Here is a 22,532-nt window from a genome sequence, read left to right as displayed (position 1 = left end):
AGCTCACCACTCGACCGGGAGGGCGAGAACGCCGTAGACGACGCTGAAGGAGCGGAACGCCGGGTCCACCCCCGGGGCCAGGCGCAGGTTCGGGAACCGCTCGATCAGGGCGGGGAACGCCGTGCGCATCTCCATCCGCGCGAGCGGGGCGCCCAGGCAGTGGTGGATGCCGTAGCCGAAGGCCACGTGCGTGGTGTCCGCGCGGGTCACGTCGAGCGACTCCGGGTCCGAGACCACGGCGTTGTCGCGGTTGGCGGCGGGCAGCGAGCACATCACCAGGTCACCCGCCGAGACGGCCTGGCCCGCGATCTCGGTGTCCTCGGTGACGTACTTCATCGTGCTGGCGTGCACGATGCTCAGGTAGCGCAGCAGTTCCTCGATGGCGTTGTCGAAGCGCTCCGGCTCGGCGCGCAGCAGGGCCAACTGCTCCGGGTGCCGCAGCAGCGCCAGGGTGCCCAGGCCGAGCATGTTCGCGGTGGTCTCGTGGCCCGCGATGAGCAGCAGGTTGCACAGGCCCGCGAGTTCCTCGGTCCCCAGGTCGTCGCCGTGTTCGCGCAGGAGCATCCCGATCAGGTCGTCGCCGGGTTCGGTGCGGGCCCTGGCGATGAGCCCCTTCATGAACTCGCGCATCCGCCGCGACTCGACGATCCGCTCCTGCGCCGGGAGGCTGACGTCGAGCAGCTTGCCGGTGCGCGCCTGGAAGTCCTCGCGCTCGGAGTACGGCACGCCGAGCAGTTCGCAGATCACCAGCGACGGGATCGGCAGCGCGAAGTCGGCCACCAGGTCGGCCGGGGCGCCCTTGCGCTCCATGGCGTCGAGGTGGTCGCGGACGATGTCGGCGACGCGGGGTTCGAGCCTGCGCATCCGCCGCACGGTGAACTCGCCCGCGAGGATCTTGCGCAGCCGGGTGTGGTCCGGCGGGTCGAAGCCGAGCAGGTTGCCCGCCCGCATGACCTTCAGCTCCTCCTCGCCGAGGTCCAACCCCAGCGGGGACAGGCCCCGGGCGTTGAGGTCGTTGGAGAACGTCGCCGGGTCGCCCATGACCCGGCGCACGTCGGCCTGGCGGGTGACCAGCCAGGCCGACAGGCCCAGGAAGGTGTCGACCTTGCGGATGCCCTCGCCCTCGCGCAGCCCGGTCAGCTCGTCGCCGAGCTGGAAGCCCGTCCGCCGCATGTGCAGCGGCAGCTCTGGTGCCTGTGTCACTCCGACCTCCCGAATGAGCGGTTGGGGAGTTGCCCCCGGCGCAAACGATAGCGAGCTATCACATGCGGGGTCATCCGACGAACGAGTGACGCGGCCGAACGGGTGCCCCCGCTCCCCCGGCTGCCCGGTTACCGGTAGGCGGCGAAGGCGGCCTCCACCCGGGCGCGGTCGGCGCCGTCGGCCAGCAGCAGGTGCAGCAGGACGCGGGCCTTGGCCGGGTCGAGGAAACCGCCGTGGACCAGGCCGCGGGCCAGCAGGTCGCGTTCGGAACCGGGGTAGCCGTAGGTGGTCCGCAGCACCGAGCCGCCGCCGGTGCGGGAGGTGAGCACGACCGGGACCCTGGCGGCGGTCTCGGCCACCGCGGGCACCATCACCTCGGGCACGTGGCCCGCCCCGAGCCCGGCCAGCACCACCCCGTCCAGGGCGGGGGCGGCGTGCCGGAGCAGTTCGCCGTCGTCGCCGAGGGAGACCGTGACCAGGCCGACCCGCGGCGGGGTGGCGGTCGCGGGCACCGGCAGCCGCGGGGACACCGGGTCGACGCGGCGCAGCCGGGGCTCGCCCTCGACGAGGATGCCGTAGGGGCCGACGCCCGGTGAGGCGAACGCGGCGGTGCTGCTGGTGTGCGTCTTGCGGACGAAGCGGGCGCCGTGCACCTCGTCGGACAGCACGACCAGCACCCCGAGGCCGCGCGCCTCGGGGCTCGCGGCGACGGTGACGGCGGCCAGCAGGTTCGCCGGGCCGTCCGCGCCGGGGGCGGTGGGGTGGCGCATGGCGCCGGTGACCACGACCGGCACCCCCGGGTCCAGGGTGGCGTCGAGGAGGAACGCCGACTCCTCCAGGGTGTCGGTGCCGTGCGTGACGACCACGCCGTCGGCGCCGCCGTCGACCTCGGCGCGCACCGCCTCGGCCAGCGCGGCCAGGTCGTCGAACCCGACCGACGGGCTCGGCAGCGACCGCAGCGTGCGGGCGGTGATGTCGTGCGCGGCCAGTTCCGGCACGGCGGCGATCAGCGCCGAGGCGTCCAGGGCGGGCACCACGCCGCCGGACGCGCTGGGGGACATGGCGATGGTCCCGCCCATGCCGAGGACGACGATGCGGCTCATGGCCCCCACGGTAGGGGTTGGGCGGGTCCCACCGATCACCCGGCGTCGAGCAGGTCCAGCAGGGTGGTCCACGGGCCCTCGACCGGGTCGACCAGCCGCACCCCGGCCGAGCGCAGCACCGCCAGGTGGGTCTCCCACAGCGGGTGCGCCCGGGGCGCCGCGGCGGCCTGCGGGGCGACGACCACCGGCACGCCCGGGGTGCCGATGGCCTCGTTGAGCGCGGTGAGCGCCTGGTTGTCGGCGATCCCCAGCGCCAGCTTGACCACCGAGTTGGCCGAGGCGGGCACGAACAGGAACGCGTCCGGCATCGGGTACGGCTTGGGTTCGGTCGGCAGCCTCGGCTCGTGCCGGACCGGCAGGTCGGTCAGCGCGGCCAGCCGCGCGCCCGCCCCGGTCGCGTCCATCCACCGCCCGAGGGTGGGGGTGAACGTGACCGCCAGCCGCCACCCGCGGCGCACCGCGGGTTCGGCCACCTCCGGCAGCAGCCGCTTCTCGGCGCCGCCGCAGGCGGAGGCGACCAGGCCCAGGGTCGGCATCTAGCGGCGCAGCAGGGCGCAGAACATGGCGTCGGTGCCGTGGCGGTGCGGCCAGAGCTGCGCGTACGGCCCCTCCCCCAGCCCGGGGACGTCCGGGAAGGCGCCGCGCGCGTCGAGGACGGTGGCCCCGGTCTTGCGGGCCACCGCAGACACCACGCCCTCGGTCTCCGACAAGTGCGGTGAGCACACGACGTAGGCCACCACCCCGCCCGGCCGGACCAGGTCGAGGGCGCTGGTGAGCAGTTCGCGCTGGAGCTTGGTCAGGTCGCCGACGTCGGAGGGCTGCCTGCGCCAGCGGGCCTCCGGGCGCCTGCGCAGCGCGCCCAGCCCGGTGCACGGCGCGTCGACCAGCACCCGGTCGAAACCGCCCGCCGCCAGGCCGGGGTCGCGGCCGTCGGCGACGTGGACGGTGACCGGGAGGCCGCCGGTGCTCTGCTCGACCAGCCGCGCCCGGTGCGGTGCCTGCTCGACCGCGTCGAGGGTGCCGCCGTTGATGGCCGCCAGCGCGCCGAGCAGCGCCGCCTTGCCGCCGGGACCCGCGCACAGGTCCAGCCAGGCCAGGTCGGGGCCCTCCAGCGGGGCCCTGGTCAGGGCCAGGGCGCAGAGCTGGCTGCCCTCGTCCTGCACCGCGGCGAGCTTTTCCCGCACCGGTTCCAGGGCGCCGGGGTCGCCCGAGCCCGGGTCGAGGTGCACCGCGTACGGGGAGTACGGGCCGGGGTCGCCGCCGGTCATCGCGGCCAGTTCCTCAGCGCTGACCTCGCCCGGCCGGGCCACCAGGTGCACCAGCGGGCGGGTGTCGTCGGCGCGCAGCGCGTCGCCGAGTTCGTCGCCGGTGCTGCCCAGGGCGTCGGCGAACGCGCGGGCGATCCAGCGCGGGTGCGCGGTGCGCGCGGCGAGGTTGCCCACCGGGTCGGTGACCGGGTCGGGGGCCAGCGCGGCCAGCCAGGCGTTCTCGTCGCGCTCGGAGATCTTGCGCAGCACGGCGTTGGCGAAGCCGGTGACCCGCGAACCCAGGTCGGCGCGCACCAGGTCCACAGTGGAGGTCACGGCGGCGTGCGCCGGGATGCGGGTGCGCAGCAACTGGTAGGCGCCCAGCCGCAGCGCGTCGAGCAGTTCCGGCTCCACTTCGGACAGCGGGCGGGCGCTGCACTCGCCGATGATCTCGTCGAGCAGGCCGCGGGCCCGGCAGGCGCCGTAGGCCAGCTCGGTGGCCAGCCCGGCGTCGCGGCCGGAGATGCGGCGGTCGCGCAGCAGCTTGGGCAGCACCAGGTTCGCGTAGGCGTCGTCGGCGCGGACCGCGCGCAGCACGTCCAGCGCGGCGCGGCGGGCCGCGTCCTCGGCGGGCGGGCGCGCGGGGCCGTCCGGTTTGCGCGGGGGGTGCGCGCCGCGGGGGCGCGCGGGCCGCGCGGGGCCGCCCTTCGCCGGGGCCCCGGACTTGGGGCGGTATGGACGTTTGCCGGGCTGCGTCACGTCAGCCGTTCTCCTGCCTCGATACGGGTGCCGCGGGCCCAGTCGGTGGCCCGCATCCGCTTCTTGCCCTGTGCCTGGACCTCGCCGAGCCGCACCGGCCAGGTGGCCGTGCCGACGAGGACGCGCTTGCGCTCGACGAGGAGTTCGCCGGGCTTGAGTTCGGCCTCCACCGCGTCGCGGGTGACCGGACCGAGTTTGATCCGCTCGCCGCGGAACTCCGCCCAGGCCCCCGGTTCCGGGGTGACCGAGCGGACCAGCCGGTCGACGGCCATGCCGGGCAGCGCGAAGTCGACCTTCGCGTCCTCGACGGTGATCTTGGGAGCATGGCTGACGCCGTCCGCGGGCTGCTCCACCGCGGTCAGCGAGCCGTCCTCGATGCCGTCCAGGGTGGCCAGCAGCAGCCCGGCGCCGGACTCGGCGAGCCGGTCGAGCAGCACGCCCGCGGTGTCGTCGGGGCGGACCGGGTCGGTCAGCACGCCGAACACCGGACCCGCGTCGAGCGCCTTGACGATGCGGAAGGTGCTGGCCCCGGCGAACTCGTCGCCGGAGCGCACGGTCGCCTGCACCGGGGCCGCGCCGCGCCAGGCGGGCAGCACCGAGAAGTGCAGGTTGATCCAACCGTGCACCGGGATGTCCAGCGCCGACTGCGGCAGCAGCGCGCCGTAGGCCACCACCGGGCAGGCGTCGGGCGCGATCTCGCGCAGCCGCGCCTGGAACACCGGGTCGGACGCCTTCGCCGGGGTCAGCACCTCGATGCCGTGCTCGTCGGCCAGCGCGCCGACCGGGGAGCGGTGCAGGGTGCGGCCGCGGCCCGACGGCGCGTCCGGGCGGGTCACCACGGCGGCGACCTCGTGCCGGTCGGACCCGATGAGGGCGCGCAGCGACGGCAGCGCCACCTCGGGGGTGCCCGCGAACACCAGCCGCATCAGCGCGCCCCGAACAGCGGGTGCGGGCTCTGCTTGAGGGTGGGGACCGCGCCGTCGAACCAGTCGGCCCGGCGGATCTCCTTCATCGCCTGCTTGCGGGTGGTCTCGTCGAGGCGGTCGAGGAACAGCACGCCGTCGAGGTGGTCGGTCTCGTGCTGGATGCAGCGCGCCAGCAGGTCGCTGCCCCGCACCTCCACCGGCTCGCCGTGCATGTTCCAGCCGCGGGCGACCACGTTCTTCTTCCGGACGCAGTCCCAGTACAGGCCGGGGATGGACAGGCAGCCCTCTTGGCCGTCCTGCTCCTCGTCGTCCAGCGCCGTCCAGACCGGGTTCACCATGTGGCCCTCGGCCTCGCCGCAGTGGTAGGTGAACACCCGCAGCCCCACACCCAACTGCGGCGCGGCCAGTCCGGCGCCGCCCTGCCGCTCCATGGTGTCCCACAGGTCGCGGACGAGGTTGTGCAGCTCGCGGTCGAAGTCGACCACCTCGGCGGCCGGGGTGCGCAGCACCGGGTCACCGAAGTACCGGATCTGCTGGACGGTCACGGGACTCCCTCACTCACTGCTCGCGGGCGGTCGGTCCAGTCTATGCCGCCCCCGGGGCGGCTCCGGAGCCGCGCCCGCGCGGGCGCTAGATGAGGTCGAGCGGGTCGAGCTGGACGCGCAGCGGGTCGGGGTCCTTGCGGGTGGCGCGCAGGCTCTGCGCCGTGGTCAGCGCGTCGGCCAGGGCTTTGCCCTCGGCGCGGGAGACCCGGACCAGGGCCCGTTCGCGGGGGGTGGGTGAGTCCGGGTCGCCGAGGGGGACCGGGCCGAGGACTTCGCCGGTGGGGGGGAGGGCCAGTTCGCCCAGGAGGCGGGCGACGGCGTCGGGGGCTCCGTCGACCGAGGCCATGCGGACGGCGGGGGGGAAGCCGAGTTCGGTGCGGGCGGCCAGTTCCACGCCCGCGTGCCAGGCCGGGTCCCAGCGGACCAAGGCCTGCACCGGGGCGATGGACGAGTCGGCCAGCACCACCACCCGACCGCCGTCGGTGGCCGGGCGGACCAGGGCGGCGGCGGTCATCCACCGCCGCAGCGCCTCCTCGGCCGCCCGCAGGTCGGCGCGGTTGAGCATCGCCCAGCCGTCGAGCAGCAGGGCGGCGCCGTAGCCCTTGGGGGACAGGGGTTCCGCGCCGGGGGTGGCCACCACCAGCGCCGGGCGGTCATCCACAGTGGACAGGACGTCGCGGGCGCCGGAGGTGCGGACCGGGAAGCCGGAGAACGCGCGGCCCAGCTCCTCCGCCGTGCGCTTCGCGCCGACCACGACCGCGCGCAGCCGCCGGGAGGCGCACGCGGTGCAGCGGTAGTTGGCTTCCGTGGCCGCGCACCAGCGGCAGGCCGGGGGGCCGGTGTCGGGGACGTGCAGGGGGCCCGCGCAGCGGCGGCAGCGGGCCGGGGCGCGGCAGTCCTGGCAGGTCAGCGCGGGCACGTAGCCCCGGCGCGGGACCTGGACCAGGACCGGGTACCCGGCCTGCAGCGAGGCGCGGACCGCGTCGAAGGCGACCGTGGGGATGCGCGCGGTGCGGGCGGCGGGGTCGCGGGCGAGCTGGCTGTCGTGCTCGCCCAGCGCGGTGACCCTGGGCGCGGCGGCGCGGACCCTGGCGCGGGTGGCGGCGACCTCGGCGGCCCAGCCGGAGTCGAGGAGCAACTGCGCCTCGGCGGTGCGGGCGAACCCGGCCACCAGCACCCCGGCCCCGCACAGCCGGGCCCGGGTGATCAGCACGTCGCGCCCGTGCGGGTAGGGGGCGCGCTGGTCGGCGTGCTGGTCGTCGCCGTCGTCCCACACCACCAGCACCCCGGGGTCGGCCACCGGCGCGTACGCCGCGGCCCGGGTGCCGACCACGATCCTGGCGCTGCCGCGGCGCACGGCCAGCCAGGCGCGGTACCGCTTGGCGGGCCCCAGGTCGGCCGACAGCGCGACCGCCGCGGCCTCCCCCACCAGCGCCACGCACGCCGCGTGCACCCGGGCCACGTCCCGGTGGTCGGGCACGACGACGACCGCGCCCCGGCCCGCCGCGGCGGCGGTGGCGGCGACCTCGGCGAGCCGGGCGGGCCAGTCCTCCCCCGGCAGCGCCTGCCAGACCGCGTGCGCCTGCTTGCCCGCGTGCACCGCGTCGAGGAACGCCGGGCCGCGGCGGTACTCGCCCCAGGCGGTGGCCGCCGGGCGGGCCGGGACCGGCGACGGCTCTGGCGGCTCCTCGGCCTCGACCCTGGCGTGCCGGGGCGGGACGGCGAAGCGCAGCACGTCGGTCAGGGTGCCGCTGTAGCGGTCGGCCACGGCCCGGCACAGCCGCGCCACCTCGGGGGCGAGCACCGGTTCCGGCGACACCACCCGCTCCAGGAACTGGAGCTTGCCCTGGTGCTCGGCCTCGGCCACCCGCTCCAGCAGGTACCCGTCGACCGGTTTGCCCGCGAAGCGGACCCGCACCCGGGCACCGGGCACCGCGTCGGCGGCGGACTTGGCGGGCACCAGGTACTCGTAGGGGCGGTCGAGGTGGGCCAGCGGCACGTCCACGCAGACCCGCGCCACGGGCAGCTCGGCGGCGGGCGACTGGACGCCCTTGACCGGTTTCGCCGCAGGCGCGGGGGGTTCCGCGGGCACCTCGAACAACGCGTTCGCGCTCGCGTCGGAGGTGGCCATGACCGGTTGGTCTACCAGACCCGACCGACGGTCAGTCGGCTCGGGGGTCGTGCCGGGGCCTGCGTTCCGGGTCGGCCGCCGGGTCTGCGTCGAGGTAGTAGGCGACGTACAGCTCGGCGATCTCCGCGCGGTCGCGGCGGGCGGATTCCTCGCGGATGCGGCGGTTGAGGCCGGGCGGGAAACCGTGCTTGACCAGCCGCCGCTCGCACGCGTCCTCCAGGAACGACAGCGAGAAGTACAGCCCGGTGACGTAGGCCAGCGCGACCATGGAGAAGCGCAGCGAGGACGGGCCGGGGACCAGCAGCAGCAGCCAGAACGGCAGGAACAGCACCAGGACCCTGGCGAAGTGGCGCAGCACCCAGGTGCGGCAGGTCAGGTCCCACAGCACCCACGGCCGGTTGCGCGCGGGCAGCGTGCCGCCCACGGCGTACCACAGCCAGCGAAGCGGGTCGGGGCGGCGGAACCGGACCGGTCCGGCCGCGGTGCTCGGCTCACCCATGGCGCAATCCTCCTCCTCGCCCGCGGATGGCACCGGACGGCACCCGCACCGGACGTGCCACGGGCCGCCACCGGAGTACCCGGTGGCGGCCCGTGGCGAACGCGCTGGATCAGCCCGCGGCGAGCTTCTTGAGCTGCTCGGCGCGATCGGTGTTCTCCCAGGGGAGGTCGAGGTCGGTGCGGCCGAAGTGGCCGTACGCGGCGGTCGGGGCGTAGATCGGGCGCAGCAGGTCCAGGTCGCGGATGATCGCGGCCGGGCGCAGGTCGAACACCTCGCCGATGGCCGAGCGGATCTTCGCCGGGTCCACCTTCTCGGTGCCGAAGGTCTCCACGAACAGGCCCACCGGGGCGGCCTTGCCGATCGCGTACGCGATCTGCACCTCGACGCGGTCGGCGAGACCGGCGGCGACGGTGTTCTTGGCGACCCAGCGCATCGCGTAGGCGGCCGAGCGGTCGACCTTCGACGGGTCCTTGCCGGAGAACGCGCCGCCGCCGTGGCGGGCCATGCCGCCGTAGGTGTCGACGATGATCTTGCGGCCGGTCAGGCCCGCGTCACCCATCGGACCGCCGATGACGAAGCGGCCGGTCGGGTTGACCAGCAGCCGCACGTTCGAGGTGTCCAGCTCCAGGTCGGCGATCTCGGGCAGCACGACCTGCTCGCGCACGTCGACGCCGAGCAGCTTCTCCAGGTCCACGCCCTCGGCGTGCTGGGAGGACACCACGACGGTGTCCAGGCGGATCGCCCGGTCGCCGTCGTACTCGATGGTGACCTGGGTCTTGCCGTCCGGGCGCAGGTACGGCAGCACGCCGTCCTTGCGGACCTTGGTCAGCCGCCGCGACAGCCGGTGCGCCAGCGCGATCGGCAGCGGCATCAGCTCCGGGGTGTCGGTGCAGGCGTAGCCGAACATCAGGCCCTGGTCGCCCGCGCCCTGCTTGTCGATCTCGTCCGAGGCGTTCTCGACGCGGGTCTCGTGCGCGGTGTCGACGCCCTGGGCGATGTCCGGGGACTGCGCGCCGATGGCGATGTTGACGCCGCAGGAGTTGCCGTCGAAGCCCTTGGCCGAGGAGTCGTAGCCGATCTCCAGGATCTTGCCCCGGACGATGGCGGGGATGTCGACGTACGCCGAGGTGGTGACCTCACCCGCGACGTGCACCTGGCCGGTGGTCACGAGGGTCTCCACGGCGACCCGGGAGCGGGGGTCCTCGGTCAGCAGGGCGTCGAGGATGGAGTCGCTGATCGCGTCGCAGATCTTGTCCGGGTGGCCTTCAGTGACCGATTCCGAGGTGAACAGCCGCAGGCCGTTGTTCTCACTCACGCGATATCCCCACTCAGTTCCGATTGTTCCGTCAGGTTTGTTGTGGCTCAGCCTGGCGCATCCCCGCAACGCAGGCGCAAATGACCGACCGCGTCCCACACTTCGGTCGCCAGCTTCGCCTTCGACCCCAGTTCTATCGGACTTTCCGTGCCGTCGGCACCCAAGAGCCAGCCCGCGTTGTCCTCGGTCTCGAACGCCTTGCCCTCGCCGACCGCGTTGACCACCAACAGGTCGCACCCCTTGCGGGCCAACTTGGCGCGGGCGAGGTCCAGCACGTCGGCGCCGTCCGGGCCGCCGCTGCCGGTCTCCGCGGCGAAACCGACGATCACCTGTCGTGAACCCGCCACCCCGCGCCGGGTCTCGACCAGTTCGGCGAGCACGTCGGGGTTGCGGGTCAGGGCGATCGGGTCGGGGTCGCGGTCGGATTTCTTGATTTTGAAGTCGGCCCGGTCGACCGGGCGGAAATCGGCCACCGCGGCGGCCATCACCACCACGTCGGCGCTCTCGGCGGCCAGGTGCACCGCCTCGCGCAACTGCGCGGCGGTGCCCACGTGCACGACCTCGACGCCCGCGGGTTCCGGCAGCGCCTGGGTGTGCGCGGAGACCAGGGTGACCCGGGCGCCGCGCTGGGCGGCGGTGCGGGCCAGCGCGTAGCCCTGCTTGCCCGAGGACCGGTTGCCCAGCCAGCGCACCGGGTCCAGCGGTTCGCGCGTGCCGCCCGCGGAGACGACCACGTGCAGGCCCTCGAGGTCGCGCGGCAGCGCGTCCGGGCGGGCCAGCAGCAGCCGGGCCAGGTCGACGATCTCGGCCGGGGCGGGCAGCCTGCCCTTGCCGGTGTCCTTGCCGGTGAGCCGACCGCTGGCGGGCTCGACGACGACCGTGCCGCGCGAGCGCAGCGTGGCCACGTTGGCCCGGGTGGCCGCGTGCTCCCACATCTCGGTGTGCATCGCGGGCACCAGCAGCACCGGGCAGCGCGCGGTGAGCAGGGTGTTGGTGAGCAGGTCGTCGGCGAGGCCGTGCGCCGCCTTGGCCAGCAGGTCGGCCGTGGTCGGCACGACCAGCACCAGGTCGGCCTCCTGGCCCAACCGCACGTGCGGCACCTCGGGCACGTCGGCGAACACGCCGGTGTGCACCCTGTTGCCGGACAGCGCCTCGAACGTCGCCGCGCCGACGAAGCGCAGGGCCGCCTCGGTGGGCACGACGCGCACGTCGTGCCCACTCTCGGTCAGCCCGCGCAGGACCTCGCACGCCTTGTACGCGGCGATACCGCCGCCGACGCCAAGGACGACACGGGGCCGGTGGGTCACTCGCCCTCGGTGTGCTCGAGCAGGCCCGCGTGGATCTCGCGCAGGGCGATGGACAGCGGCTTCTCCCGAGGACCCGGCTCCACCAGCGGGCCGACGTACTCCAGCAGGCCCTCGCCGAGCTGGGCGTAGTAGTCGTTGATCTGGCGGGCGCGCTTGGCGGCGTAGATCACCAGCGCGTACTTCGAGCTGACCTTCTCGAGCAGGTCGTCGATCGGGGGGTTGGTGATGCCCTCGAGAACGGTCGACGGCTCGCCCAGGGGGCCCAGCTCTGTAGGGGTGATCACTCGCAACGCTCCGCACCTAGTTGGGTTGAGTCTGTGAGTACCCAGGTTAGCAACTCGCGGGCCGCGACCTCCACGTCGCTGTTCACCACGACCGCGTCGAACTCGGATTCGGCGGCCAGCTCGTCCTTGGCGACGGCCAGCCGCTTGGCGATCAGCGCCTCGTCCTCGGTTCCGCGTCCGACCAGCCGGGTGACCAGGGTCTCCCAGGACGGGGGCACCAGCATGACGAGCTGGGCCTCCGGCATGGCCACCCGCACCTGGCGGGCGCCCTGCAGCTCGATCTCCAGCACCGCGGGCCGCCCCGCCGCCAAAGCGGCCTCGACCGCGGCGCGCGGGGTGCCGTAGTGGTTGCCCGCGTACTCGGCGTGCTCCAGCAGCTCACCGGCCGCGGCGAGCCGGTCGAACTCGGCCTTGTCGATGAAGTGGTAGTGCTTGCCGTCCACCTCGCCGGGCCGGGGCTCCCGCGTCGTCACCGAGACGCTGAAGTAGACCCCGGGGTGCAGCGCGCGCAGCACGGCGACCACGCTCGACTTGCCCACGCCCGAGGGCCCGGACACAACAGTGAGCCGAGGCCGGGTGTTGCCCGGCCTCGGCTCAGAGCCTGTTGAGCGGCTCACTCACTCGCCGCTGAACTCGGCCAGCAAGGCCTTGCGCTGGCGGTCACCGAGGCCGCGAAGACGACGGCTCGGCGCGATCTCGAGGCGCTCGATGATCTGCTGGGCCCGCACCTTGCCGACGCCCGGCAGGGCCTCCAGCAGTGCGGTGACCTTCATCTTGCCCAGGACCTCGTCGTTGTCGGACTGAGTCAGCACCTCCTTGAGGGTGGTGCCACCTCGCTTCAGACGCTCCTTGAGTTCGGCTCGCGCACGACGGGCGGCAGCCGCCTTCTCCAGCGCTGCGGCCCGCTGCTCCTCGGTCAGCTGGGGAAGGGCCACGATTTCCTCCGTGGGGGTGGGATTTCTTCCGGATCGGTGCCGCGACGTTACCGACCCCTGGCCTGCGAGGACAACGCGGGTCGCCCTGTGCGGACCGTGACCGGAGCCCAGAAGTTGATCAACGAACAGTGACGTCGAGGCTGTGACCTGCGACGATCATAGCGCGCCGGAGCCGGTTGCGGCGGTGACGGAGCGCGCTCGGGCGACTGCGGGGGGCGAAAGTGTCGCGGGCGCCACTTTCCGCAGGCCCCCGGGCACACCCGGTCAGCCCAACCCCTCCGACCTGCGACAACGCTGCGTGGGCGTGCGGAAGCCCCGGGAGGTCCGAGAAGGGACCTTCCGGGGCAACTCGGACACGGCACGTGGAACTTCCCGCGAACGTCGCGAAATCGCGCCTGGGATCAGCCCGCGGCGGCCACCAGGGAGTCGCGGACGCGCAGGGCGGCGTCGCGCAGGGCCGGGACGTCGGGCCCGTGCCGGAGGATGTCGCGCGAGCTGGCGGGCAGCACGTGCGGCAGCGCGGCGCCGAAGACGGCCCGCAGGTCGGCCGGGCCCGCACCCTGGGCCCCCAGGCCGGGGGCCAGGACCGGGCCGTTGAGCGCGGAGAGGTCCAGACCGCTGTTGCCCACGGTCGCGCCCACGACCAGGCCGACCGAGCCGAGCGGGGCGGCCCCGGCGTTGCGGGCGGCGGCGGCGTCGACGACGGCCTGCGCGACCGTGCGCCCGCCGCCGTCCACCGCGCGCTGCACCGACGCGCCCTCGCTGTTGGAGGTCCGCGCCAACACGAACACGCCCCGACCGGTCCGCGCGGCCAGGTCCAGCGCCGGGTCGAGCGAGCCGAAGCCCAGGAACGGCGACAGCGTGACCGCGTCGGCCGCCAGCGGCGAGCCGTCGGCGAGGTAGGCCTGGGCGTAGGCGGCCATGGTGGAGCCGATGTCGCCGCGCTTGACGTCGAGCAGCACCAGCGCGCCCGCCGCCCGCGACTCGGCGATCACCCGCTCCAGCACCGCCACGCCCCTGGAGCCGTACGCCTCGAAGAACGCCGACTGCGGCTTGAGCACCGCCACCACCCCGGCCAGCGCCTCCACGCAGGTCAGGGCGAACCGCTCCAGCCCGGCGGCGTCGCGCGGCAGGCCCCAGGCGTCGAGCAGCCCGGGGTGCGGGTCGATGCCCGCGCACAGCGGACCCCGCGCGGCCGTGGCCCCGGTCAGCCGGGCGCCGAAGTGCTGCCCGCTCACCGCTGCGCCATCTCCGCGCGCAGGGCGGCCTGCAACTCCTGCAACGGCCGCACGCCGATGTCGTCGCGGATCAGCGCCTCGATGCCGTGCACCGCCGCCGCCGCGCCCTGGATGGTGGTGACGCACGGGATGTCGCGCGACACCGCCGCCGTGCGGATCTCGTAGCCGTCCACCCTCGGCCCGTGGTTGCCGTACGGGGTGTTGATGACCATGGCCACCTCGCCCGCGCGGATCAGGTCGACGATGTTGTCCGCGCCCTCGAAGTGCTTGCGCACCTCCGTGCACGGGATTCCGTTGCGGCGCAGCACCTGCGCGGTGCCCGAGGTCGCCAGGATCTCGAAGCCCAGGTCCGCCAACCGCTTCACCGGGAACACGATCGCCCGCTTGTCCCGGTTGGCCACCGACACGAACGCCCTGCCCGAGGTGGGCAGCGAACCGTAGGAGGCGGTCTGGGACTTGGCGAACGCCTTGCCGAAGGAGGCGTCGATGCCCATGACCTCGCCGGTGGACTTCATCTCCGGGCTCAGCAGCGAGTCGATGCCGTGGCCCTCCTTGGTGCGGAACCGGTGGAACGGCAGCACGGCCTCCTTGACCGCCACCGGCGCCCCCTCCGGCAGCTCCGCGCCGTCGCCCTCGGCGTTGAGCAGGCCCTCGGCGCGCAGGTCGGCGATGGTGGCGCCGAGCATGATCCGGGCGGCGGCCTTGGCCAGCGGCGCGGCCGTCGCCTTGGACACGAACGGCACCGTGCGGCTGGCCCGCGGGTTCGCCTCCAGCACGTAGAGCACGTCGTCCTTGAGCGCGTACTGCACGTTGAGCAGGCCGCGGACGCCGACGCCGTGCGCGATGGCCTCGGTGGAGCGGCGGACCGCCTCCAGGTCGGCGCGGCCCAGGGTGATCGGCGGCAGCGCGCAGGCCGAGTCGCCGGAGTGGATACCGGCCTCCTCGATGTGCTCCATGACCCCGCCGAGGTAGACCTCGGTGCCGTCGCAGAGCGCGTCCACGTCGATCTCGATCGCGTCGTCGAGGAACCGGTCGACCAGCACCGGGTGCTCCGGGGAGACCTCGGTGGCGCGCTCGATGTACCCGGCCAGCGACTGCTCGTCGTAGACGATCTCCATGCCGCGCCCGCCGAGCACGTAGGACGGCCGGACCAGCACCGGGTAGCCGATCTCGTCGGCGATCCGCTTGGCGCCGGGGAAGGAGGTGGCGGTGCCGTACTTGGGGGCGGGCAGGCCCGCGTCGGTCAGCACCTGGCCGAACGCGCCCCGGTCCTCGGCCAGGTGGATGGCCTCCGGCGGGGTGCCCACGATCGGCACGCCCGCGTCGGCCAGCCGCTGCGCCAGCCCCAGCGGGGTCTGCCCGCCGAGCTGCACGACCACGCCCGCGACGGTGCCGGACTGCCGCTCGGAGTGCACGACCTCCAGCACGTCCTCGAAGGTGAGCGGCTCGAAGTAGAGCCGGTCGGAGGTGTCGTAGTCGGTGGAGACGGTCTCCGGGTTGCAGTTGACCATCACCGTCTCGTACCCGGCCTCGCGCAGCGCCATGGCCGCGTGCACGCACGAGTAGTCGAACTCGATGCCCTGCCCGATGCGGTTGGGCCCGGAGCCCAGGATCAGCACCTTGGGCCGGTCGGGCTGCGGGGCGACCTCCGACTCCGCCTCGGGGTCCAGCTCGTAGGCGGAGTAGTGGTACGGGGTGGTGGCGGCGAACTCGGCCGCGCAGGTGTCGACGGTCTTGTAGACCGGGCGCACGCCCAGCCGGTGGCGCAGCGCGCGCACGCCGTCCTCGCCTGCCAGCTCCGGGCGCAGCGCGGCGACCTGGCGGTCGGAGAAGCCCGAGCGCTTGGCCCGGCGCAGCAGGGTCCCGTCGAGCACGGGGGCGCCCGCGATCTCGTCGCGCAGCTCGATCAGCGCGACGACCTGGTCGAGGAACCACGGGTCGATGCCGGAGGCCTCGTGCACCTGCTCGACGCTCGCGCCCAGGCGCAGCGCGCGCTCCGCGGTGTAGAGGCGGCCGTCGTGCGCGGTGCGCAGGGCGTCCAGTGTGGACTCGGCGGTGGCCTCGGCCGGGTCGGGGGTGGTCCAGAACCCGGCGGCCTTGGTCTCCATCGAGCGCAGCGCCTTGCCCAGCGCCTCGGGGAAGTTGCGGCCGATGGACATGGCCTCGCCGACCGACTTCATGGTCGTGGTCAGCGTGGTGTCGGCACCGGGGAACTTCTCGAAGGCGAACCGCGGCACCTTGACCACCACGTAGTCGAGCGTGGGCTCGAACGAGGCGGGGGTCTCGCGGGTGATGTCGTTGGTGATCTCGTCGAGGGTGTAGCCGATGGCCAGCTTGGCGGCGATCTTGGCGATCGGGAAGCCGGTGGCCTTCGACGCCAGCGCCGAGGACCGCGACACCCGCGGGTTCATCTCGATGACGACCATCCGGCCGTCGGCCGGGTTGATCGCGAACTGGATGTTGCAGCCGCCGGTGTCCACGCCCACCGCGCGCAGCACGTCGATGCCGACGTCGCGCATGTGCTGGTACTCGCGGTCGGTCAGGGTCATCGCCGGGGCCACGGTCACCGAGTCGCCGGTGTGCACGCCCATCGGGTCGATGTTCTCGATGGAGCAGATGACCACGACGTTGTCGTGCTTGTCGCGCATCAGCTCCAGCTCGTACTCCTTCCAGCCGAGCACGCTCTCCTCGATCAGCACCTCGGTCACCGGGGACTCGGTGAGCCCGGTCGAGGCCAGCCGCTCCAGGTCCTCCGGGGTGTGCGCCATGCCGGACCCGAGGCCGCCCATGGTGAACGACGGCCGGATGACCACCGGCAGGCCCAGCTCGGCGACGGTCTCGCGGACCTCCTCCATCGAGTGGCAGACCCGGCTGCGCGGGGTCTCGGCGCCGACGTCGGCGACGATGTCCTTGAACTTCTGCCGGTCCTCGCCGCGCTGGATCGCGTCGATGTCGGCGCCGATCAGCTCCACGCCGTACTTCTGCAACACCCCGCGCTCGTGCAGCGCGACGGCGGTGTTGAGCGCGGTCTGCCCGCCCAGGGTCGCCAGGATGGCGTCGGGGCGCTCGGCCGCGATCACCTTCTCCACGAACTCCACGGTGATGGGCTCGATGTAGGTGGCGTCGGCGAACTCCGGGTCGGTCATGATCGTCGCCGGGTTGGAGTTCACCAGGCTGACCCGCAGGCCCTCCTCGCGCAGCACCCGGCACGCCTGGGTGCCGGAGTAGTCGAACTCGCACGCCTGGCCGATGACGATCGGGCCGGAGCCGATCACCAGCACGTGCTTGATGTCCTCGCGCTTGGCCATCAGCGGTTGCCCTCCATCAGGTCTGCGAACCGGTCGAACAGGTCCGCCGCGTCGTGCGGGCCCGCGGCGGCCTCGGGGTGGTACTGCACGGAGAAGGCGGGCACGTCGAGCGCGCGCACGCCCTCCACGCAGCCGTCGTTGGGGCAGTAGTGGCTGACCTCGGCGGCGCCGAACGGGGTGTCGAACGGCTTGCCGACCTCGCCCCGGATGGCGAACCCGTGGTTCTGCGAGGTGATCGCCACCGAGCCGGTCGCCACGTCGATCACCGGGATGTTGACCCCGCGGTGGCCGTAGCGCAGCTTGTAGGTGTCCAGGCCCAGGGCGCGGCCGAGGATCTGGTTGCCGAAGCAGATGCCGAACAGCGGGATGCGCCGCTCGAGGACCGCCCTGGTCAGCGCCACCGGGTGCTCGGCGGTGGCCGGGTCGCCGGGGCCGTTGGACAGGAACACCCCGTCGGCCTCGACCGCGAGCAGGTCGTCCAGGCTCGTCGTCGACGGCAGCACGTGCGTCTCGATCCCGCGCGCGGCCAGCATCCTGGGGGTGTTGGACTTGATGCCCAGGTCCAGCGCGGCCACCCGGAAGCGGCGCTCGCCCTCGGCCGGGACCACGTAGCCGGTGGCGGTGCTCACCTCGTCGGCCAGCGCGGCGCCGACCATCCCCTGGGCCTCGCGCACCCTGGCGACCATCGCGTCGCGGTCGCGCAGCGCCTCGCCGGAGAACACCCCGGCGCGCATGGCGCCGCGCTCGCGCAGGTGCCGGGTCAGCGACCGGGTGTCGACGCCGCTGACGCCGACCACCCCGCCGTCGACCAGCGCGTCGTCCAGGGTCCGGGTGGACCGCCAGTTCGACGGGGTGCGGGCGGGGTCGCGCACGACGTAGCCGGACACCCAGATGCGGGAGGACTCGTCGTCCTCGTCGTTCCAGCCGGTGTTGCCGATCTGCGGGGCGGTCTGCACCACGATCTGCCGGTGGTAGGAGGGGTCGGTCAGGGTCTCCTGGTAGCCGGTCATGGCGGTGCAGAACACCACCTCGCCGAAGCTCTCCCCGGTGGCGCCGTAGGCCTCGCCGGGGAAGACGCGCCCGTCCTCCAGCACCAGCGCGGCGGGGGCGTGGTCGGAAATCTTGGTCAGCCGGGCTTCACTCACCGTTTGCCACCTCCGGGTTCAGCGCGCCGATGGCCGGCACCCACGTGTCGTAGTCGTCCTTGTCGTCGGCTCGGAAGCCGGTGTCGAACTCGTGCCCGCCGACCGCCCAGCGGACCACCAGCAGGCCGCCGCCGCCCATCACCTTCCCGGCGATCCCGGCCTCGGTGCGCGCGGCGCGCACCGACTCCGCCGGTATCCAGACCGGGGTGGCGCCGGTGCGGTCGAACAGCAGGCCGCCGGGCAGCAGGTGGGCGGTGGCGTCGGCGCGGAAGCCGACGTCGCCGACGGCCACCCGGTCCTGCCAGCTCCGGTCGGTCACCGTGCTGGCGTAGACGCCGGTGCTCGGCGGCAGCAGTGGTTCGGTCTTGCCCCCGCGAACCTGTTCCAGCAGCCCCTCGGGGACAGCCGGGAAGGCGGGCAGGTCGGCCTGGCGCTTGCGCCGGTTGCGGTAGCCCCACCACATCAGGGCGACCAGCAGCGCGAACACGGCCAGGAACAGCAGGGTCAGGCCGAGGCGGTTCACTTCGCGGCCTTCCCGTCCCGGGCGGTGAGGGCACCGCGCAGCACGGTGGCGACCACCGCGCCGGGCAGCTCCATGCCCTCGTAGGGGGTGTTGGCGGCGACGCTGGCCAGGTCCGCGCCGCGCACGGTCCAGCGGCCCGCCGGGTCGACCAGGGTCAGCGTCGCGGGCTCGCCCACGGCGATCGGCCTGCCCTGGTCGGGCAGCCCGGCGATCTCGGCGGGGCGCTCGCTCATCACCCGCGCGACCCCGCGCCAGTCCAGCAGCCCGGGGTTGACCATGGTCTGCACCACGATCGGCAGCGCGGTCTGCAACCCGAGCATCCCGGGCCGGGCGGCGGACCACTCGCAGTCCTTGTCCTGGCTCGCGTGCGGGGCGTGGTCGGTGGCCACGCAGTCCACCGTGCCGTCGGCGAGGGCGGCGCGCAGCGCGGCGGCGTCGGTCGCGGTGCGCAGCGGCGGGTTGACCTTGTTCACCGGGTCGTAGGTGCTCAGCCGCGAGTCGTCGAGCAGCAGGTGGTGCGGGGTGACCTCGGCGGAGACCCGGGTGCCCCGCCCCTTGGCCCAGCGCAGCACCTCGGCGGTGCCCTCGGTGGAGACGTGGCAGACGTGCAGCCGGGCGCCGACGTGCCGGGCCAGCAGGCAGTCGCGGGCCACGATCGACTCCTCGGCCACCGCGGGCCAGCCCGCCAGGCCCAGCCGCGCGGCCTGCTCGCCCTCGTGCGCCTGCGCGCCGACGGTCAGCCTCGGCTCCTCGGCGTGCTGGGCGATGACCGCGTCGAGGGCCTTCGTGTACTCCAGCGCCCGGCGCATGATCAGCGGGTCGGCCACGCACAGGCCGTCGTCGGAGAAGATCCGCACGCCCGCCGCGGACCGGGCCATCGTGCCCAGCTCGGCCAGCCGCTCCCCCTTGAGCCCGACGGTGACCGCGCCGACCGGGTGCACGTCGACCAGCCCGACCTCCCGGCCGCGGCGCCACACGTGCTCGACCACCACGGCGTTGTCGGCCACCGGGTCGGTGTTGGCCATGGCGAACACGGCGGTGTACCCGCCCAGCGCGGCGGCCCGGGAGCCGGTCTCGATGGTCTCGGTGTCCTCGCGGCCGGGTTCGCGCAGGTGCGTGTGCAGGTCGACGAACCCGGGCAGGGCGACCAGCCCGCCCGCGTCCAGCACCTCGGTCCCGGCGTCGGCGTCGACCCGGTCGGCGATCTCCCGGATCACGCCGTCGCGCACCAGGACGTCGACCGGGCCGCCCTCGCCGTACGGCGTGGCGCCGCGGATGAGCAGCGTGGTCATGACCCGTCCTCTTCTCCGGCGAGCAGGTGGTAGAGCACGGCCATCCGGACGTGCACGCCGTTGGTCACCTGCTGGGTGATGGCCGCGCGCGGGGAGTCCGCCACCGCGGCCGAGATCTCCATGCCGCGCAGCATCGGCCCCGGGTGCAGCACCGGCGCGTGCTCCGGCAGCAGCCGCAACCGGTTCTCGCTGAGCCCGTAGGCGATCGCGTACTCGCGCGCCGACGGGAAGAAGCCGCCGTGCATCCGCTCGGCCTGCACCCGCAGCACCATCACCGCGTCCAGCGTCGGCAGCTCCGGGTCCAGCTCGTGGCTGACCACCAGCGACCCGGCGTCGCCCACCGACCAGTCGGCGACGCCGGTCGGCAGCAGGGTCGGCGGCGCGACCAGCACGACCTCGGCGCCCAGCGTCGTGAGCAGGTGCACGTTGGAGCGGGCGACCCGGCTGTGCAGCACGTCGCCGACCACGCCGATCCGCCTGCCCTCGACGTCGCCGAGCCGGTCCCGCAGGGTCGCGGCGTCGAGCAGGGCCTGGGTGGGGTGCTCGTGGGTGCCGTCGCCCGCGTTCACCACGCTGGTCCCGGCCTCGGCCAGCCAGCCCGCCAGCCGGTGCGCGGCACCGGAGGCCGGGTGCCGCACGATCACGCAGTCGGCGCCCGCGGCGGCCAGGGTCAGCGCGGTGTCGCGCAGCGACTCGCCCTTGCCGACCGAGGACCCGCCCGCGGAGACGTTCACCACATCGGCGCTCATCCACTTCCCGGCGATCTCGAAGGAGACCCGGGTGCGGGTGGAGTTCTCGTAGAACATGGTGATCACCGTGCGGCCGCGCAGCGTCGGCAGCTTGCGCACCTCGCGACCCAGCAGGGTCCGCTTGAGGCCGTCGGAGGTGTCGAGCACGGCCAGCGCGGTGTCGCGGTCGAGGCCGTCGGTGCCCAGCAGGTGCTTCACCCGGACTCCCCCTCCCGGTACAGCAGCACGCCGTCGCGGTCGTCGGTCTCGGTCAGCAGGACGTGCACCTCCTCGGCGCGCGCGGTGGGCACGTTCTTGCCCACGTAGTCCGCGCGGATCGGCAGCTCGCGGTGCCCCCGGTCGACCAGCACGGCGAGCTGCACCGCCCGCGGGCGACCACCGGCGTCGCGCAGCGCGTCGAGCGCCGCGCGGATGGTCCGCCCGGAGAACAGCACGTCGTCGACCAGCACGACCAGGGCCTTGTCGATCCCGCCCTGCGGCAGCGCGGTCTCGCCCAGCGGGCGGGTCGGGCGCCTGCGCAGGTCGTCGCGGTAGAGGGTGATGTCGAGGGTGCCGGTGGGCACGGTCACACCGGAGAACTCGGCGATCCGGGCGGCGAGCCTGGCGGCCAGCGGGGCGCCCCTGGTGGGGATGCCCAGCAGCACGACCGGCGGTGCGCCGGAAGCACCGAGCGACGTCTTCTCGATGACCTGATGGGCCATTCGGGCGATGGTGCGCGCGACGTCGCCCGCCGTCAGCAGCTCGCGCTGCCCGGCCGGTTCCGGCGCGCCACGGTCTCGCGGCGGCACGGTGGACTCCTTCCCCGCCTCACCGGACGGGTCCTTAAAGGATGTCGGTCGATCCCCTGACCAGGGGTCGTGGCGACCGTATCAGGCTTCGGCAGGGGTTCGAAGGGGTGGTCCGTGTGGGCTGGACGACGCCCGGTCGCCGGATTGGCTTGACCTGCTGGCAACTCTGGGTAACCATTACTCTGCGTGTTGAGGTGAAGATCCCCGCGTCGGTCGATAGCGCCGACGGGGCGAAGGAAATGGAGAACCGCCGTATGGGCGACTACGCCAAGGCGCTGGGAGCCAAGCTCCGTGCCATCCGCCAGCAGCAGGGGCTGTCGTTGCACGGCGTCGAGCAGAAGTCGGGCGGCCGCTGGAAGGCAGTCGTGGTCGGCTCCTACGAGCGCGGCGACCGGGCGGTGACCGTGCAGAAGCTGGCCGAGCTGGCCGACTTCTACGGCGTGCCCGTGGTGGAACTGCTGCCAGAGGGCCGGGTGCCCTCCGGTGCCGAACCCGCCACCAAGATCGTGATCAACCTGGAGCGGCTGCAACAGCTCCCCGCGGAGAAGGTGGGCCCGCTGGCCCGCTACGCGGCGACCATCCAGAGCCAGCGCGGCGACTACAACGGCAAGGTGCTGTCCATCCGCACCGAGGACCTGCGGTCGCTGGCGATCATCTACGACATGACCCCCGGCGAGCTGACCGAGCAGCTCATCGACTGGGGGGTGCTTCCTCCCGAGGCACGTCCCTCGAAAGAGGACTAGGGTCGACGGCGGGACGCCGCACGCGCAGACGGGGATGCTGCGCGTGGGGCGTCTTCGCCGTTCGGCGGGGACCTACAGGGTGGCGCGGAGCCGGTCGGCGATGCCCGCGATCCGACCGAGCACCCCGTTGACGAACCGGGGCGAGTCGTCGGTCGACAGCGACTTCGCCAACTGCACGGCCTCGTCGATGGCCACCGCGTCGGGCACGTCGGTGGCCCAGAGCAGTTCGTAGAGGCCCAGCCGCAGCACCGCGAGGTCGACGGCGGGCATCCGGGCCAGCGACCAGCCCTCGGCGTGCTCGGTGAGCAGTTCGTCGATCCGCGCCTGGTGCGCGGTCACGCCCTCGACCAGGGTGACGGTGTAGTCGTTGACCGGCGGCACGTCCGGGGAGCCGACCCGGTCGGCCATGATCGTGACCGGGTCGGCCTTGCGCACCGCGGCCTCGAAGAGCAGGTCGACGGCGCGCTTGCGGGCCTTGCTGCGAGCACCCAC

Annotated in this window: 22 protein-coding genes; 1 reads left to right on the top strand and 21 read right to left on the bottom strand. The window is 73.8% G+C overall.

Annotation, left to right across the window (positions count from 1 at the left end; genetic code table 11):
* Window positions 1-3 precede the first annotated feature (3 nt).
* The 20 genes from UO65_RS10085 to pyrR all read right to left on the bottom strand — a co-directional run bounded on the left by UO65_RS10085 (window position 4) and on the right by pyrR (window position 21,297).
* On the bottom strand, window positions 4-1,203 hold the full coding sequence (locus UO65_RS10085) for a cytochrome P450 (RefSeq protein WP_035280972.1): 1,200 nt from the start codon (window positions 1,201-1,203) through the stop codon (window positions 4-6).
* A gap of 128 nt (window positions 1,204-1,331) precedes the next feature.
* Complete coding sequence (locus UO65_RS10080) at window positions 1,332-2,306, bottom strand: asparaginase (protein WP_035280970.1); 975 nt, start codon at window positions 2,304-2,306, stop codon at window positions 1,332-1,334.
* 35 nt (window positions 2,307-2,341) lie between these two features.
* On the bottom strand, window positions 2,342-2,842 hold the full coding sequence (locus UO65_RS10075) for a flavoprotein (protein WP_035280967.1): 501 nt from the start codon (window positions 2,840-2,842) through the stop codon (window positions 2,342-2,344).
* Window positions 2,843-4,312 (bottom strand): RsmB/NOP family class I SAM-dependent RNA methyltransferase, encoded by a 1,470-nt coding sequence (locus UO65_RS10070; protein ID WP_052020966.1) that lies wholly within the window; start codon window positions 4,310-4,312, stop codon window positions 2,843-2,845.
* Window positions 4,309-5,238: a methionyl-tRNA formyltransferase gene (fmt, locus tag UO65_RS10065; protein WP_035280966.1), complete on the bottom strand. Its 930-nt coding sequence runs from the start codon at window positions 5,236-5,238 to the stop codon at window positions 4,309-4,311. The genes UO65_RS10070 and fmt overlap by 4 nt, the downstream gene beginning before the upstream one ends.
* Window positions 5,238-5,783, bottom strand: a complete 546-nt coding sequence (def, locus tag UO65_RS10060; RefSeq protein WP_035280965.1) for a peptide deformylase — start codon at window positions 5,781-5,783, stop codon at window positions 5,238-5,240. Before def ends, fmt begins: the two co-directional genes overlap by 1 nt.
* Before the next feature lie 85 nt (window positions 5,784-5,868).
* A complete protein-coding gene (locus UO65_RS10055) occupies window positions 5,869-7,914 on the bottom strand; it encodes a primosomal protein N' (protein ID WP_035280963.1) in 2,046 nt (681 codons plus the stop codon).
* A 31-nt stretch (window positions 7,915-7,945) separates the two neighbouring features.
* Complete coding sequence (locus tag UO65_RS10050; protein WP_052020965.1) at window positions 7,946-8,413, bottom strand: DUF5313 family protein; 468 nt, start codon at window positions 8,411-8,413, stop codon at window positions 7,946-7,948.
* Between the two features lie 109 nt (window positions 8,414-8,522).
* A complete protein-coding gene (gene metK / locus UO65_RS10045) occupies window positions 8,523-9,704 on the bottom strand; it encodes a methionine adenosyltransferase (RefSeq protein WP_084175435.1) in 1,182 nt (393 codons plus the stop codon).
* A gap of 71 nt (window positions 9,705-9,775) precedes the next feature.
* Window positions 9,776-11,035 (bottom strand): bifunctional phosphopantothenoylcysteine decarboxylase/phosphopantothenate--cysteine ligase CoaBC, encoded by a 1,260-nt coding sequence (coaBC, locus tag UO65_RS10040; RefSeq protein ID WP_035280960.1) that lies wholly within the window; start codon window positions 11,033-11,035, stop codon window positions 9,776-9,778.
* A complete protein-coding gene (gene rpoZ / locus UO65_RS10035; protein ID WP_035281060.1) occupies window positions 11,032-11,316 on the bottom strand; it encodes a DNA-directed RNA polymerase subunit omega in 285 nt (94 codons plus the stop codon). The genes coaBC and rpoZ overlap by 4 nt, the downstream gene beginning before the upstream one ends.
* A complete protein-coding gene (gene gmk, locus UO65_RS10030; RefSeq protein WP_411431352.1) occupies window positions 11,316-11,876 on the bottom strand; it encodes a guanylate kinase in 561 nt (186 codons plus the stop codon). Before gmk ends, rpoZ begins: the two co-directional genes overlap by 1 nt.
* A 60-nt stretch (window positions 11,877-11,936) precedes the next feature.
* Window positions 11,937-12,254: an integration host factor, actinobacterial type gene (mihF, locus tag UO65_RS10025; protein WP_035280954.1), complete on the bottom strand. Its 318-nt coding sequence runs from the start codon at window positions 12,252-12,254 to the stop codon at window positions 11,937-11,939.
* A 401-nt stretch (window positions 12,255-12,655) separates the two neighbouring features.
* Window positions 12,656-13,492: an orotidine-5'-phosphate decarboxylase gene (gene pyrF / locus UO65_RS10020; protein ID WP_035280951.1), complete on the bottom strand. Its 837-nt coding sequence runs from the start codon at window positions 13,490-13,492 to the stop codon at window positions 12,656-12,658.
* On the bottom strand, window positions 13,489-16,800 hold the full coding sequence (gene carB, locus UO65_RS10015; RefSeq protein WP_035280948.1) for a carbamoyl-phosphate synthase large subunit: 3,312 nt from the start codon (window positions 16,798-16,800) through the stop codon (window positions 13,489-13,491). The genes pyrF and carB overlap by 4 nt, the downstream gene beginning before the upstream one ends.
* Window positions 16,800-17,945 carry a glutamine-hydrolyzing carbamoyl-phosphate synthase small subunit gene (gene carA / locus UO65_RS10010; protein WP_233427511.1) on the bottom strand — a complete coding sequence of 382 codons (1,146 nt, stop codon included), beginning with the start codon at window positions 17,943-17,945 and terminating at the stop codon, window positions 16,800-16,802. The genes carB and carA overlap by 1 nt, the downstream gene beginning before the upstream one ends.
* Window positions 17,938-18,468 carry a PH-like domain-containing protein gene (locus UO65_RS10005; protein ID WP_035280946.1) on the bottom strand — a complete coding sequence of 177 codons (531 nt, stop codon included), beginning with the start codon at window positions 18,466-18,468 and terminating at the stop codon, window positions 17,938-17,940. Before UO65_RS10005 ends, carA begins: the two co-directional genes overlap by 8 nt.
* A complete protein-coding gene (locus UO65_RS10000) occupies window positions 18,465-19,760 on the bottom strand; it encodes a dihydroorotase (RefSeq protein WP_035280943.1) in 1,296 nt (431 codons plus the stop codon). The genes UO65_RS10005 and UO65_RS10000 overlap by 4 nt, the downstream gene beginning before the upstream one ends.
* The gene (locus tag UO65_RS09995) at window positions 19,757-20,707 is read right to left on the bottom strand and encodes an aspartate carbamoyltransferase catalytic subunit (RefSeq protein WP_035280941.1); all 951 of its coding nucleotides are present in this window, start codon (window positions 20,705-20,707) and stop codon (window positions 19,757-19,759) included. The genes UO65_RS10000 and UO65_RS09995 overlap by 4 nt, the downstream gene beginning before the upstream one ends.
* Window positions 20,704-21,297 carry a bifunctional pyr operon transcriptional regulator/uracil phosphoribosyltransferase PyrR gene (gene pyrR, locus UO65_RS09990; RefSeq protein ID WP_035280939.1) on the bottom strand — a complete coding sequence of 198 codons (594 nt, stop codon included), beginning with the start codon at window positions 21,295-21,297 and terminating at the stop codon, window positions 20,704-20,706. The genes UO65_RS09995 and pyrR overlap by 4 nt, the downstream gene beginning before the upstream one ends.
* Window positions 21,298-21,551: 254 nt before the next feature.
* Here pyrR and bldD point away from each other — a divergent pair, with 254 nt between their 5' ends.
* On the top strand, window positions 21,552-22,040 hold the full coding sequence (bldD, locus tag UO65_RS09985; RefSeq protein ID WP_018686187.1) for a transcriptional regulator BldD: 489 nt from the start codon (window positions 21,552-21,554) through the stop codon (window positions 22,038-22,040).
* A gap of 72 nt (window positions 22,041-22,112) precedes the next feature.
* On the opposite strand, the gene nusB is transcribed toward bldD, so the two are convergent.
* On the bottom strand, window positions 22,113-22,532 hold the full coding sequence (gene nusB / locus UO65_RS09980; protein ID WP_035280937.1) for a transcription antitermination factor NusB: 420 nt from the start codon (window positions 22,530-22,532) through the stop codon (window positions 22,113-22,115).

Origin of the sequence: Actinokineospora spheciospongiae (genome assembly GCF_000564855.1) — a bacterium.
Classification (GTDB): Bacteria; Actinomycetota; Actinomycetes; order Mycobacteriales; family Pseudonocardiaceae; genus Actinokineospora; species Actinokineospora spheciospongiae.
This window is presented reverse-complemented; position numbering and strand designations above follow the sequence as displayed.

Excerpts from the sequence above, each read along its gene's own strand:
- UO65_RS10080 (WP_035280970.1), bottom strand. The coding sequence starts at position 2,306 with ATGAGCCGCATCGTCGTCCTCGGCATGGGCGGGACCATCGCCATGTCC.
- UO65_RS10075 (WP_035280967.1), bottom strand. The coding sequence starts at position 2,842 with ATGCCGACCCTGGGCCTGGTCGCCTCCGCCTGCGGCGGCGCCGAGAAG.
- fmt (WP_035280966.1), bottom strand. The coding sequence starts at position 5,238 with ATGCGGCTGGTGTTCGCGGGCACCCCCGAGGTGGCGCTGCCGTCGCTG.
- UO65_RS10055 (WP_035280963.1), bottom strand. The coding sequence starts at position 7,914 with ATGGCCACCTCCGACGCGAGCGCGAACGCGTTGTTCGAGGTGCCCGCG.
- UO65_RS10050 (WP_052020965.1), bottom strand. The coding sequence starts at position 8,413 with ATGGGTGAGCCGAGCACCGCGGCCGGACCGGTCCGGTTCCGCCGCCCC.
- carB (WP_035280948.1), bottom strand. The coding sequence starts at position 16,800 with ATGGCCAAGCGCGAGGACATCAAGCACGTGCTGGTGATCGGCTCCGGC.
- UO65_RS10000 (WP_035280943.1), bottom strand. The coding sequence starts at position 19,760 with ATGACCACGCTGCTCATCCGCGGCGCCACGCCGTACGGCGAGGGCGGC.
- bldD (WP_018686187.1), top strand. The coding sequence starts at position 21,552 with ATGGGCGACTACGCCAAGGCGCTGGGAGCCAAGCTCCGTGCCATCCGC.